The organism is Bacillus sp. m3-13 (genome assembly GCF_000175075.1).
GTDB classification, from domain to species: Bacteria; Bacillota; Bacilli; order Bacillales; family Bacillaceae_I; genus Sutcliffiella_A; species Sutcliffiella_A horikoshii_C.
The window spans coordinates 169,656-184,631 of sequence record NZ_ACPC01000019.1; the positions used below are offsets into that span (position 1 = coordinate 169,656).

10 protein-coding genes and 1 riboswitch are annotated in these 14,976 nt (G+C 39.0%); of the genes, 7 read left to right on the forward strand and 3 right to left on the reverse strand.

Features of this window, described 5'->3' with window-relative positions:
* Positions 1-209: 209 nt before the first annotated feature.
* On the reverse strand, positions 210-1,796 hold the full coding sequence (pckA, locus tag M313_RS0111420) for a phosphoenolpyruvate carboxykinase (ATP) (RefSeq protein WP_010195272.1): 1,587 nt from the start codon (positions 1,794-1,796) through the stop codon (positions 210-212).
* A gap of 407 nt (positions 1,797-2,203) precedes the next feature.
* Positions 2,204-2,370: riboswitch (SAM riboswitch) on the forward strand.
* A 177-nt stretch (positions 2,371-2,547) separates the two neighbouring features.
* Between pckA and metK the strand changes: the two genes are divergently transcribed.
* The 7 genes from metK (at position 2,548) to M313_RS0111455 (ending at position 12,641) form a co-directional block, all read left to right on the forward strand.
* Positions 2,548-3,747, forward strand: coding sequence for a methionine adenosyltransferase (gene metK / locus M313_RS0111425; protein ID WP_010195273.1), 1,200 nt, complete (start codon positions 2,548-2,550; stop codon positions 3,745-3,747).
* Positions 3,748-4,092: 345 nt separating this feature from the next.
* Positions 4,093-6,597, forward strand: coding sequence for an NEW3 domain-containing protein (locus tag M313_RS0111430; protein ID WP_157182474.1), 2,505 nt, complete (start codon positions 4,093-4,095; stop codon positions 6,595-6,597).
* A gap of 168 nt (positions 6,598-6,765) precedes the next feature.
* Positions 6,766-7,980: an ROK family transcriptional regulator gene (locus tag M313_RS0111435; protein ID WP_010195276.1), complete on the forward strand. Its 1,215-nt coding sequence runs from the start codon at positions 6,766-6,768 to the stop codon at positions 7,978-7,980.
* Positions 7,981-9,465, forward strand: a complete 1,485-nt coding sequence (gene argH / locus M313_RS23435) for an argininosuccinate lyase (protein ID WP_010195278.1) — start codon at positions 7,981-7,983, stop codon at positions 9,463-9,465.
* Positions 9,466-9,481: 16 nt separating this feature from the next.
* A complete protein-coding gene (locus tag M313_RS0111445; RefSeq protein ID WP_010195279.1) occupies positions 9,482-10,768 on the forward strand; it encodes a sugar ABC transporter substrate-binding protein in 1,287 nt (428 codons plus the stop codon).
* A gap of 94 nt (positions 10,769-10,862) precedes the next feature.
* The gene (locus M313_RS0111450; protein WP_010195281.1) at positions 10,863-11,813 is read left to right on the forward strand and encodes a carbohydrate ABC transporter permease; all 951 of its coding nucleotides are present in this window, start codon (positions 10,863-10,865) and stop codon (positions 11,811-11,813) included.
* 12 nt (positions 11,814-11,825) lie between these two features.
* Positions 11,826-12,641 (forward strand): carbohydrate ABC transporter permease, encoded by an 816-nt coding sequence (locus M313_RS0111455; protein WP_010195282.1) that lies wholly within the window; start codon positions 11,826-11,828, stop codon positions 12,639-12,641.
* A 230-nt stretch (positions 12,642-12,871) separates the two neighbouring features.
* Here the strand turns inward: M313_RS0111455 and abc-f are convergent, their stop codons facing one another.
* Both abc-f and M313_RS26625 read right to left on the reverse strand, forming a co-directional pair.
* Positions 12,872-14,620 (reverse strand): ribosomal protection-like ABC-F family protein, encoded by a 1,749-nt coding sequence (gene abc-f, locus M313_RS0111465; RefSeq protein WP_010195284.1) that lies wholly within the window; start codon positions 14,618-14,620, stop codon positions 12,872-12,874.
* Between the two features lie 133 nt (positions 14,621-14,753).
* Positions 14,754-14,885 carry an RAxF-45 family protein gene (locus M313_RS26625; protein WP_010195285.1) on the reverse strand — a complete coding sequence of 44 codons (132 nt, stop codon included), beginning with the start codon at positions 14,883-14,885 and terminating at the stop codon, positions 14,754-14,756.
* Positions 14,886-14,976: the final 91 nt, after the last annotated feature.

Genomic DNA, 14,976 nt, shown 5'->3' on the forward strand with positions numbered 1-14,976 from the left:
CACATTAGAAAGAGGAAAACAGTCAAATAGAACGGCTCTATACGCCCGAACGGCCGTTAAAAAGAGGAAAACGGTCAAATAGAACGGCTCTATACGCCCGAACGCCCGTTAAAAAGAGTAAAATGGTCAAATAGAACAGCTCTATATGTCCCCAATAAAACAAAAAGCCAACCAAGTCTATCATAGCCTTGGTTGGCCTAAAATGTTTCTTATACCGTAGGTCCGCCTATCTCAAGGACTTCCGCTGGTACATTTTCAAACTTTTTGAAGTTCGCTTTGAACTTTCCTGCGAGCTCGCGTGCAAACTGGTCGTATTTCTCTTCATTATTCCATGTTTTCTTCGGTTGTAACACTTCATCAGGTACTCCTGGAACATGTACTGGAATGGAAACGCCGAAGTATGGATCCTTTTCTACTTCCACATTTGTCAGGTCGCCTTCAAGTGCCGCCTGTACCATAGCTCTAGTGTATGAAAGCTTCATGCGGTTTCCTACGCCATATTCTCCGCCAGTCCAGCCTGTGTTAACAAGGTAAACCTGCACATTGTGCTCATCGATTTTCTTGCCAAGCATCTCTGCATAAGTAGTAGCAGGTAGCGGCAAGAATGGGGAACCAAAGCAAGTGGAGAAAGTTGCTTGTGGTGATGTGATTCCGCGTTCTGTGCCTGCAAGTTTACTTGTATAACCGCTTAGGAAGTGGAACATAGCTTGTTCTTTAGACAGCTTAGAGATTGGAGGCAATACGCCTGTTGCATCCGCTGTTAAAAAGACGATGGTATTCGGGTGACCGGCAATGCTAGGTTGAACGATATTGTCCATTGCATCCAATGAGTAAGCTGCACGGGTATTTTCTGTTAAGGTAGAGTTTTCATAGTCAGCAATACGAGATTGACCATCAATGACCACATTTTCAAGTACTGAGCCAAAACGGATTGCATCAAAGATTTGTGGTTCTTTTTCGCGAGTCAGACCAATGCATTTAGCATAGCATCCGCCTTCAATGTTAAATACGCCTGTGTTAGACCAGCCGTGCTCATCGTCACCGATAAGTTTGCGGTTAGGGTCGGCAGATAGCGTCGTTTTACCTGTACCGGAAAGACCGAAGAATAATGCTACATCGCCTTCGCGTCCTACGTTTGCCGAGCAGTGCATTGGCATAATGCCGTTTTCCGGAAGAAGATAATTCATTACAGAGAAAATGGACTTTTTCATTTCTCCGGCATATTCTGTACCACCGATCAGAACAATGCGTTTGCTGAAGGAAATAATGATGAATGCTTCTGAATTTGTTCCGTCTATGACAGGGTCTGCTTTGAAGTTCGGAGCAGAAACAATGCTGAATGCGGTTTCATGTTTTGCCAACTGCTCTTCATTTGGCTTAATAAATAACTGTTGTGCAAAAAGGTTGTGCCATGCGAATTCGTTGATTACTTGGATTGGCAATTGATATTTTTCATCGGCGCCAGCGAATCCTTTGAAAACAAATACTTCTTCTTTGTTTTCTAAGTATGTGAGAACTTTGTTATATAGGCGATCAAATACTTCTTCAGAGATAGGCGCGTTGACGGTACCCCAGTCAATTTTATCTTTGCTGATTTCTTCTTCTACAATAAATTTATCTTTAGGGGAGCGACCCGTGTATTTACCAGTCGTTGCGAGTACTGCACCAGTTGAGGTCAGGCAGCCTTCGTTACGGTTTAATATCTTTTCTACCAATTGAGGAACAGACAGTTGAACATGCGTGTTGCTTCCGTAAATTAATTTTGTTAACCCATTATCAATCCCAACCGTTTTCATCATGGATAACTCTCCTTTGATTAAATAATTTGCTTATTTATTTTCTCATCTGTTAAAAAGTATAACACATTTAACTTAATAGTCCATACTAATTAGCTTATTTTATGAAAATTAATAGGAATTCGTTAACATTTTGTGAAAAAGAGGCTTATCCAAGTGGAATAGCATTAGATCGACTGTTTGAAAGCGTTATCATTTTTATGCTTGTCCACTAAAATTTCACCAAATGTCCTCTCCTATTATAAACCTTGCCAACCAGAAGTAAAAGAAAATGATAATGAGATTTTTCAAGATAGAAGATCTACATATAAGGAAGCAATTATTTCCTGTAAATTGATGTCGAATTATTTCTCTTTTTTGTTGACATGAAAGGTTTTAGTGCGCTAATATAGAACCTTGAACGGATACTCTTATTCCGAGCTGGTGGAGGGACAGGCCCTATGAAACCCAGCAACCTGCTCAAAGGATGAGCGAGCGCGAAAAAGCACGCCGCTGTTTTGTATTAGGCCAAGTCTTTGGTCGCTTGAGAAAAGGTGCTAAACCTGAGCAAGGCTATGACCTTGACCGATAAGAGTGAAAGGCTAAATCTCGACATCAAACCTTTCCTCAACTTTGTGGGAAGGTTTTTTCTATTTTTACACAAGATAACATAGAACATCACAATAGGAACTGAGATCCGTATCAAATATAACTGCTGTGCGTGAAGAGAAGTCAAACGCTTTTCATAAACAAAAAGGAGGAACTTTTTTTAATGACTAAACAACGTCGTTTATTTACTTCTGAGTCCGTAACGGAAGGCCACCCGGATAAAATTTGTGACCAAATTTCCGATTCTATCCTGGATGCAATTCTAACAAATGATCCGAATGCACGTGTAGCGTGTGAAACATCCGTTACTACTGGATTGGTATTGGTAGCTGGAGAAATTACAACTTCCACTTATGTAGATATTCCTAAAATTGTTCGTGAAACAATCCAAGGCATCGGTTATACTCGTGCAAAATACGGTTTTGATGCGGAAACTTGTGCGGTACTTACTTCCATCGATGAGCAGTCTGCTGACATCGCAATGGGTGTTGACCAAGCGCTAGAAGCTCGTGAAGGTCAAATGTCAGATGCAGAAATCGAAGCAATCGGAGCTGGAGACCAAGGTCTAATGTTCGGATATGCTTGTAATGAAACAAAAGAATTAATGCCATTACCTATTTCACTGGCGCACAAACTTTCTCGCCGTTTAACTGAAGTGAGAAAAGATGAGGTTCTTCCTTACTTACGTCCAGACGGTAAAACGCAAGTGACAGTGGAATATGATGAGAACGACCAACCAGTTCGTATCGATACAATCGTAATCTCAACTCAACATCACCCAGAGGTTTCTTTGGATCGTATCCAACGCAACATCAAGGAATACGTAATCAAGCCGGTAGTTCCTGCTGAATTGATTGACGATAATACAAAATACTTCATCAACCCAACAGGCCGTTTCGTAATCGGTGGACCACAAGGGGATGCTGGTCTTACAGGACGTAAGATCATCGTTGATACTTACGGTGGATACGCTCGCCACGGTGGCGGAGCATTCTCCGGTAAAGATGCAACGAAAGTAGACCGTTCTGGTGCTTATGCTGCACGTTATGTGGCTAAAAACATCGTAGCTAGCGGACTTGCTGACAAATGTGAAGTTCAATTGGCTTACGCAATCGGTGTTGCTCAACCGGTATCCATCGCAGTTGATACTTTCGGAACTGGTAAAGTTTCTGAAGAGAAATTGGTTGAATTGGTTCGCAATAACTTCGACCTTCGTCCAGCAGGAATCATTAAAATGCTAGACCTTCGTCGTCCTATCTACAAGCAAACTGCAGCTTACGGCCACTTCGGACGTAATGATCTGGATCTTCCTTGGGAGCAAACAGACAAAGCAGATGCTTTGAAAGAGCAAGCGAACGATTAATATATATTTAATAAAAAACGCCAAAGAACTGGAGCGCCAAAAGTGCTTACGTCTTTTGGCGTTTTTTTATTTCCATTAGTCTAAGTTCTCCCCAATGATTCCATATCAAGTAATAGTACTTTTGCACCGGTTTATATACCAAAAACAGTAAATAAGGACCGTTCAAATTATTTTGAATTATATGTATATTTAAATAGTAAGGAAAGTTTACTAACTACATATAAGGAGGGATGAATCAAGTTTCATCTCAACAAGACTTGACATGGAAAAAATCTGGGAGGTTTTGTATTGAAGAGGAGAGTTACATTAGTCCTGTTGTCAGTGATTTTTCTATTTCCGTTGTTGATGCCAGATGTAGATAATAAAACCTATGCCGTGGAACATGACCCCGAATTATGGAAAGTTGTTAATCCATTAAAGACAACAACAAGCTTTTTGAATACCGGTGCGCACCCTGATGATGAGCGAAGTAATTTACTTGCTTACCTGTCTTTGGGTAATGGAGTTAGAACAGGTAGCCTGATCGCCAACCGTGGTGAAGGAGGACAGAACCAGATTGGATTGGAGCTAGGTAATGGACTGGGGATTATCCGTTCGGAAGAATTGATTGAGGCATCTGCAGTTACAAATGTAGATTTAATAATTTTGAGTGAAGATTTATCAGATCCAATTTATGACTTCGGTTTTTCTAAATCTCCGGACGAAACTTTAGAAGAGTGGGATGAGGAAATCGTTTACGAGCGGTTAATCAGAAAATTAAGGGAGTATCGCCCCGAAATAGTGTTTCCATCTTTTTTAAACGTTGACTCGCAGCATGGTCACCACAGAGCAATAAATGTACTAACATTAAAAGCGTATGAAGATGCAGCAAATCCGGATATCTTCCCGGAACATTTGGAAGAAGGCCTTACACCTTGGCAGATCAAGAAAATGTACCTGCCTGCACAAACAGTAAGCGGAGCATCTTGGCAAGTGCCAAATAACTATCAGCAAACAGTTGCCGGCCAAACGATTTCTATCGAAGTAGGGAATGAAATCGATGAAGTATATGGAAAAACATATGCACAGCTGGGCGAGGATTCCCGCTATCTTCATAAAAGCCAAGGAATGGGACGTGACCTTCCTGTACAGCCCATCTATGTAAACCTAGAATTGGTCAAATCTGAAAGTGATATTCTAGAGCAGGAAGAAACCATTTTTGACGGTTTGGACTTTAACTTTGAGGATACTGCAAAGCATTTAAACAAAAAAGATAACCAGGTACGCGGATCTCTTCTTAAAGTTCAAAAGGCTCTAAACAAAGTAGTTGAACAATACCCGTCCAGAGCGAACACTTTTGAAGAAAGTCATAAGGCTCTAAGTGAAGTTTCCAAAACGATTAAAAAAGTTGAAAAGAGTAAGATTGATTCAACGCTGAAGGATGACATTCTATTTAAATTACGTGTTAAGAAAGAACAACTATCTAAAGTTAGTCAAGTATCCTCAGAGTTAGCTGTGACGGTAGAAGTGGATAACCCAACCTTAACCAAAGGCGGGGAAACTACTGTGAAAGTTACTGCAAAAAATAATGGGGATGTATCAATTCAAGATGTACTCCTTGAACTTAATGCACCTGAAAACTGGCATGTAAGCACCCCTGGAAAAAAGAAAAACCTAAAACCAGGTGAACAGATATCAGTCAACTTTACTGTAGAAGTTCCTGAAAACGCCAGTTATTTTCATCCATATGAGAAATCTATGATTTCTGGAAAGGCAACGTACAAACAACAAAAAGAAAGCGCTTCCTTTATTGTGGAACCGACCAATACGGTTGCAGTACTTCCAGATGTATCTGTTGACCTCAATCCAGATCAAATTGCCATTAACCAATTGGATGTTCCAGAAACGGTAGAGGTTGAAATGGTGTTGACTAATTATGTGAATGGATCAGCAGAAGCAATTCCTTCACTTGAACTTCCAGAGGGTTGGAGTGCTTCGGCTTCCCAAGAGATTGTTTATTTTGAACAGCAGGGAGAAACCCAAAACGTCACGTTCACCATAACACCTGGTACTGATATTCCGGAAGCTTTCGAAGTAGCGGGGATGGTGGAAGTTGATAATGATAGCTTCGGTACTACGGTACAGCCGATTTCTTATGATCATATAAGAAAGCAATATTACCCATATGAGGCGGTTTCAAAGGGAATTGCATTCGAGCTTACAATTCCAGAAGACTTGAAAGTAGGATATATTGACAGTGGATTTGATCAGATAGCAGACTATCTAAAAGATATAGGGATGGATATTACAGAGTTATCGAATGAAGAAATTGCATCCGGAGATTTATCACAATATGATTCTATTGTTCTTGGTATTCGTGCTTATAGAAAAGAAGGACTAGCGAGTTTAAGTGATAAGTTGAAAGAGTATGTGGAACAAGGTGGTCATGTGGTTGCACAATACCATACACCAAGTGACAGTTTCGATGGAGATGAACATCCGCCATTTCCAATCACAATCGGAACACCGTCTATTCGCTGGAGGGTAACCGATCAAAATGCTGAAATTACTGTTCAGAAACCTGAGCATCCGCTTTTCAATTTTCCGAATGAAATTGAAGAATCAGATTGGAACAATTGGGTTCAAGAAAGAGCACTATACTTCCCGAGTGCATGGGATGATCGGTATGAAACGTTCATCAGTATGGCAGATCCAGGCGAAGAGCCATTTTCTAGTGGAATACTTATGGCTGAGTATGGTGAAGGGACCTATATGTACACAAACCTTGTATGGTACCGTCAAATTCAGGGGCAGGTTTCAGGTGGATACAGAATTTTCACGAACTTAATCAGTTATCCTTTGCAAAAATAGATAGTAGTCGAGGCAACATATCTAATGTTGCCTCGATTTTTTAAAGGTATAGTTATTTAAAATTTCTAAATTTTCAGTTGACAACAGAAGTAATAGGAAATAATATGTAAATAAGTTGGTAAGTAAGGTTTACGAACTAACGTCGAAATCATTTCAAGGGGCTTATTTATGACTCAAACAAGAAGTAATACACCAAACTACTTAAAATATTTAAATAAGAAGAAAATCTTACAATATCTTCGAAAGAACAACGGACTATCCCGAGCAGAAATTGCTACAGCTCTATCTATCAGTAAACCCACTGTATCTTTAATTGTAGAGGAGCTTATTGCAGAGGAATGGGTCCGGGAGGAGGAAAGTCCAGTTTCCAGTGTACTTGGAGGAAGGAAGCCTATACGTTTGTTTTTTAATCCCAACGCCAAATATTTGATAGGTATAGATATCGGAGGTACCAATATCGAAATTGGTCTTTTGAATGTAGAAGGCGACGTAGTCGGTTTTGACAGATTAAAGACTTGTGATGCATTGGAAACTGGATTGATAGAAGCGACAATCCAAAAGGTTAATAGGTTGGTAGAGGAATCAAATATCCCCATGAGCAAGATAATGTCAGTAGGCGTTGGAGCACCAGGAATCACTGATTCACAAGAAGGGGTAGTAGTCGAAGCTCCAAGTTTGGGCTGGGTTGATTTTCAATTAAAATCCGAGATGGAACAAGCGGTAAAATTACCTGTTTACGTAGATAATGATGTGAACATTGCGGTATTAGGAGAACAGTGGAAGGGGAAGGCAAAGGATGCTGAACATGTGATACTTATAACGCTTGGGACAGGAGTGGGGTGCGGAATCATTGTTAACGGGCAGTTATACCGTGGATCTTCATTCGCTGCTGGAGAAATAGGTTACATGGTTACAGATAAAAATGAAGCAAAGGAAGATTACGATCACATTTATAAGGGTTATGGCTTTCTTGACAGTCATGTGGGTGGTCCTTCCATTGTAAAAAGAATGGAAAAGAAACTATCAGATTTAGAATTTGAGCATCCGCTATCCAAAGAAAAACTTTCCGCTAAATTGATTTTTCAATATGCAATGGATAACGATCAGACAGCAAAAGAGGTAATTGATGAAACTATTGATCATATTGCTTTTTCCTTAGTGAATGTTGTATGCATTTTTAATCCCCAATGTGTAATTTTAGGCGGAGGGATTTCAAAGTCGGGGGAATGGTTCCTGCCAAGAGTAAAGGAGATTCTGGCAAAACATCTCCCATTGAAAACTGAATTGTTTATTACAGAACTTGATAGACTTTCACTGATTGGTGCAGGGGCACTGTGTTTAAGGGAGCATGAATCGTTACTTAAAGAGGAAGGGGGCTATTGAATGACAAGCAGATCAACTCTTTATATAAAGAACACATTAGAACCGACATTTAACTTCACAAAATTTCATTTCTATAAATACATTATGCAAATTAACTTGGCACATGTACTGATGCTTAAAGATCAGGCCATCCTTCCCCAGGAGCAGGCTTCCAAGATATTGGAGGCTACTAATGAACTTTACAAAGAAGGGTATACGAAAAATTATAATACTACATTTGAAGATTTGTTCTTTATGATAGAAGATGATCTAACCAAATTGATTGGTGCTGAATTGGTAGGGAATATGCACATCGCTTTCAGCCGTAATGATATGGACACGACCATGTTTAGAATGTTCTGGCGGGAAAAAATTCTTGAATGGCTAGAAAAAATCAATAACCTGCGCAAAACGATTCTTACTCTTGTAGAGGAACATTCAGACACTATCATGACAGCCCATACCCATAACCAGCAAGCTCAACCCACAACACTTGGTCATTATTTACTTGCAGTGGAAAATAACTTATTACGTGACATTGAACGAGGAACGGAATTATTTAAACGTATAAATCGGTCACCTATGGGAGCTGCGGCTCTTTCCACAAGTGGTTTTCCAATTGACCGGCATAACATTAGTAATAGATTAGGTTTCCAATCACCCATGAACAACTCCTACGACGCCATTTCATCTTCTGACTTCATGATGGAAATAAACAGTGTACTTTCCATTTCGCTCTCTACCCTATCACGATTTGTCTATGATTTGATTTTTATGACAACAAACGAGGTAAATACTCTTCGTTTACATGATAAGCATGTTCAAACATCGAGCATTATGCCAAATAAGAGAAACCCTTCAGCCCTCGAACATACGCGTGCATCCATCAGCAAGGCAATAGGGGATTTGCAAGGCACTATCCTATTAGCACATAATGTCCCCCTAGGGGATATAGTGGATATCGGCGATGACATCCAACCTCCACTCTTTTCTGGATTTCATCATACACACGATGTCTTGTCTATACTTAATGAAATCCTAACATATGCAACTTTTGACAAAGTTCGACTTTACTATCAAACTCAAACGGGATTTGCAACTGTCACGGAGTTAGCCGATGTTTTGGTAAGGAATCACCATGTACCTTTCAGACAGGCTCATGGAATAGTGAGTAGTTTTGTAAAAAAGCTGGTGGCAGAAGGTGCCGGAATTTCAGCTGGTAGTGCAGATAGAATAAATAGAATTGCCAAGAATGAATTTCACATACTCTTGAACATGACCGAAGAAGACTTTACAAAAGCTGTATGTCCTAAGAATTTCATAAGAGTTAGAAGCGTTTTTGGTGGACCGGCTCAGGGGGAAATCTTGCTTCAAGCGGAATTATCTAGCGAGCATATGAAAAAAACGACTGAGTGGATAAATGAAACTATAAACAAAATCAAACTGTGTGAAAAAGAATTGGATGAAAATGTGGCTTCAAGTATTAACAATATAAACGAAAACTAGAGGGGGAAGAGAAAGGATGAAAAAGTTTTTACTGCTTTTGTTAACGCTTACAATAATTGTGCTTACTGCCTGTAGTGGTAATCAAGAAAGCTCGGGTGAACAAAATGGTGACGTAATTGAAATCGAATACTGGCAATACCATTTTGATTCTAAAGTTAAATTGGTGGACGAACTAATAAAAGAATTCGAAGCGGAAAATCCAGGGATAAAAGTAAAACATACTACTTTTCCATATGATCAATTTAATGAAAGGGTGGCAGCACAAGTACCAGCAGGAAGAGGTCCAGATGTAATTAACTTGTTTTATGGGTGGGTGCCAAGATATGTTGATTCTGAATATCTTCAACCATTGCCGCAGGATGCTTTCCCACATGAAGAGATAGAATCGGAGTTTTTCCCTATGGTGGAATCAGTTAAATTAAATGATGAATATTGGACTATCCCAACAGCAGTTAGGACTATTGCTTTATTCTACAATAAAGATTTATACGAAGAGGCAGGTTTGGATCCTGAGAGCCCTCCAACAACTTGGGATGAACTGGTTGATTATTCTAAAAAACTAACCAAGAGAGATTCAAATAACCGTTTAACACAGGCTGGTATGGCATGGGAACCAAGTCAACAAGGTCATCATTGGTTTAGGGATGCCTTATTGTATCAAGCCGGTGGTGAAGGTTTAAGTGAAGACCGTAAAACCATTCAATGGGCAGAATCTCCTGCTGGATTAGAAGCATTTAAATACTGGATGGACTTTGCAACTACTCATAAAGTAGGAGAGCGTAACTTCTATACTGATGATGTAACAGCATTTAAGACTGGTAATGCGGCAATGAATATCGACGGATCTTTCCGTATTGGAACACTGCAGGCTGATGCACCTGATTTAAATTATGGTATAGCTCCATTACCTACAAAAGGTGAGAAAGCGACACCAGCTTCATTCTGGAGCAATGGTATTACAGCTAAAGTAGAAGGAGAAAAACTAGATGCATCCGTAAAATTTCTCCAGTTCCTAACTAGTGATGAAGTAATGGAAAGATGGTTAGATGATATTGGAGAACTACCTGCAAAAGAAAGTGTTGCATTACAAGATAAATATTTGGAGCATGAATTGTATGGTGCATTTATTGAACAATTACCTGATGCAAAAGCTCATTTCTTTGTGGATGAAGCTAGAGAGAGAGATTTAGTTATTCAAGCAGTAGACAGAGTACTCCTACAAGATGTACCTGTGGAAGAAGCTTATAAAGAGTTGGTTGAATCGACTCAAACTTTATTTGATGAGTATTGGAAAGACAAATAATTATTAAAGAAGGGTGATGGAATATCGCCCTTCTTTAATTCAGCTGTCTTAACAGAAGAGGGCTAATCATTTGAGTTCACAGGAGGTCATTCATATGGCAGAGCCATCGTATCAGCCATCACAATCAATCAAAAGAAAGAATAACAAAAAAAGGCCAAATTTGACCTTGAACCAGAGTAAATACTTGTTTGTGTATTCATGCTTATTATTGCCATTAATCTTTTATATTTCAATACGATTCATTCCAACCTTATATACATTTAATATCGGTTTCAGAGAATGGGATATATTATCACCGGAGAAGCCATTCGTGGGTTTAGAGAATTATGTTGCACTTGCAAATGACCCGATATTTAAAAAGTCACTTTTAAATACACTAATTTTCATAGTTTTTGGTGTATCAGGTCAGGTGGTAATCGGTTTAGCAATCGCGTTGCTGTTACAACGAATAAATAAGTTTGTAGGAGTCTTCCGAGTTATATATTTTATTCCATATGTAACTAGTATCGTTGCTGTAAGTTGGGTTTTTCGTTGGTTGTTTATGAACAATGGTATAGTCAATGAAACTCTTGTAAAACTTGGATTACCTCCACAGCTTTTTCTAAATTCCCCCGATCAAGCAATTTACATAATTATTGCCACGATGATATGGCAAGCACTTGGGTTCCAAATGGTCATTTTCCTTGCAGGTTTGGAGAATATACCAAAAATGTTTTATGAAGCTGCGGAAGTGGATGGCGCAAATAGTTGGCAGAAGTTTATATCTATTACTATACCTATGTTAAACCCGACCATCGTTTTCTCGGTTGTCATTGGTAGTATTAACTTTATACAAGTATCCTTTACACAAGTAGTAAACATGAGTGTGGACAGTGCAGGTGGTCCGCTCCATTCTACAATTTCTCTAGTAGTGTATATATACCAATTAGCGTTCAGGCAATACAGCATGGGGCTAGCCTCAGCTGCTACGGTTATTTTATTTCTTTTTATCTTGGCTTTAACTATTTTCCAGATGAAAGTATTATCTAAGAAGTATGACTATTAAGGGGAGGAAAATATGAATAAACGATTGAAATCAACTATTGTATATACACTTTTAATACTTGGATCGCTGATTATGATTTTTCCTTTCATTTGGATGGTATCAACTTCCTTAAAGTCTGCTTTGGATGTTTATTCGCTAGGTATCATTCCTGAGAATCCGACAATGGAAAATTATTCAAGAATCTTTCAGGATACTCTTTTTGGAAAGTGGTTTCTCAACAGTTTAATAGTTGCTATAGTTACAACTATAAGTGTAGTGTTTTTCGATTCCTTGGTTGGTTATATAATAGCCAAATTCAATTTCATTGGTAAATCTATTATTTTTATTGCGATTCTCAGTACACTAATGGTTCCAACTGAAATGCTAATCATTCCATGGTATCTGATGAGTTCTGAATTTGGTTGGACCGATAATTACTGGGGATTACTATTTCCGGGTTTAATGACTGGATTCGGAGTATTCCTAATGAAGCAATTTATGGAGTCTATTCCTGATGATTTGCTTGATGCTGCAAGAATTGACGGCTTAGGGGAATTTAAAATATTCTTCAGAGTAGCAATTCCACAAGTATGGCCTGCAATATCGGCTCTATTCATTTTCTCTTTTTTAAGTAACTGGAACGCTTTTCTTTGGCCATTGATAGTCATTGAATCACCAAATCTTTATACTCTTCCTGTAGGGTTATCCTTTTTTGCTTCTGGTGAGTTTGAGTCTCGCTGGGAGTTGATTATGGCAGGGGCAACTATAACGGCACTGCCATTGATATTGGTATTCTTCTTATTACAGAGGCACATAATCAAAGGTATTACTTTGACAGGTATGAAATAGTATTCAGCTTGTTATTTTCACTAAAAAAAGCAGGGGACGCTTACGGTTCCCTGCTTTTAAACGATCAATATAGATTGTCTAACTGGCTATATATTTTTTCACTTTCTTCCAGTTTATTATTATAATCCTCATGTAATTTTTGAAGAGCGGCTAAATCTTTTTCATCATTCATTTTTAATTCAAGTTGTTCCATAGCATTTTCAAGGAGTTGTAGATTCTGCTCTAATTGCTCAAAACTTATGGTTTTTTTTGGCAGTTCCTATGTTAGCAGCTTTCTCTTTGGCCCTTCCTTTATGTCCATTTTCAGAATGAGAGTTTAATTTATTTTGTATTCCTCCCGCCTTTTCCCTCTCCAATTCCTCCCGCTTCCCACGGGCATATTGATAGTTACCTTCAAAAGTAACGAGCTCTCCATCTTCTAACCAGCATGTTTTTTCAAAATATTTATTTAAGAAGTAGCGGTCATGGGAGACGGCGATGATGGTACCGTCGAACTCATCTAAAGCTTCTTCTAGCACTTCGCGGGAATCTATGTCTAAGTGGTTTGTCGGCTCATCTAATATCAGTAAGTTGATGTCTTGGTGCATGAGCTGTGCCAGGCGCAGGCGCATTTTTTCACCTCCGCTTAAATTCTCCACCTTTTTGAATACAGCAGGTCCATAGAATAGGAATTTTGCTAATACATGTCTTGCTTGTTCCAATGTGATGGAAATGTCCTCACGGAAAGCTTCTATTAATGTTTGTTTTGGATTACTGGCCTTGATGTGCTGAGAAAGATAACCGACTTTTGCATTACTGCCAAGTTTCACTAAACCACTATCCGCATCTAGTTCTCCAAGTAATATCTTTAACAGAGTAGATTTACCTGTACCATTCTGACCTACAATGGCAGCCCGCTCTCTAAAATAAATCGCAAGATCAATCTCTTGGAAAAGAGTTTTCGTACCAAACTCTTTACTTACCTTTTCCATAATGACAACATCTTTTCCGCTGCGATCTGCGGAATCAAATTGAAGACCCATTGCCTTTCTTTCCAGGATAGGACGCTTTAACTTTTCCATTCTATTTAATGCTTTTTCCATGCTTTTCGCACGACGGTGCATGGCAGCGTTAGGTGGGTTGCTCTGATTCGCCCATTCCTTTAGGCGCTTGATTGCCTCTTTCATTTTCTTGATTTTTTTCTGTTGTTCTTGATACGCAGAGAATTCCAACAGCAATCTCTCTTCTTTCTCTTTTAGGAAACCACTGTAATTGGTGTGATAAGTTTGGATCTCCCCGTCTTCTAAATCTATTATTTTAGTCGCTACTTCATCAAGGAAATAGCGGTCATGTGAGATGGCAACAACTGTTCCATCGTAATCTTTTAGATATTGCTCCAGCCATTCTACCGAAAAGACATCAAGGTGGTTGGTCGGTTCATCAAGCAATAATACATCAGGGTTTTGTAATAGGATAAAGCCAAGGCATATTTTTGTTTGCTCCCCACCACTCAAGCTTGAGAATGGCTGAGGGAGCAAGTGTGTAATTTTTAGCCCATTTGCAATACGCTGAATAGAGGAGTCCATTTCGTATCCTCCCATAAAACCGAACCGCTCTTGCAGTACGCCATACTCCTTCATAATCTTGTTTAATTGGTTTTCTTCAGCAACCTCCGCCATTTGGTTCTCTAATGCCCGAAGCTTATGTTGCAATTCCACAGTTTCCTTAAAAGCCGAAAGCAACACATCTTCTCCGGTTGTTCCATCCGGGTAGGAGGGGATTTGAGCAAGGTAACCGATTTTAACGCCTTTTTTTATATGAATAGCCCCTTTATCAGGAGCTTCCAAACCACTGATCAGTTGAAAGAGTGTTGTTTTTCCACTTCCGTTTCTACCAACAAGTCCAATGCGGTCGTGTGCCTGGATTTCCATTGAAACGTTCTCAAAAATCATCGTGCCTGCAAAGCTTTTACTTATATTATTTAATGTACATATCATCATGTTTTGTTCACTCCTTCAGAATTTAAACGCACAAAAAAACCATGAGTAAGAAGAAGACTTCTTTCCCATGGTTCTATAAAGATGCAGAATATACTAACTATGCATCTTTGTGCTGTTGGGTAAAAGATTCTTACTATCTGTCTTTTCTATTCAGCTGTCTAAAAAAGGACATACGTGTCCCGTTGATAGCTGAATCATGAAAAATTGCACGACAAATATGCAAATATGCCATGTATTGTGTGCGAGCATTAACAGATAGTAACATCTTTTTCCCTCCTTCCGAACAAGTAAGATAGATTTATTATATAATATTCCATTTTAATGTTGCAAATTTTTTTGCAATTCATTTGTTTCAA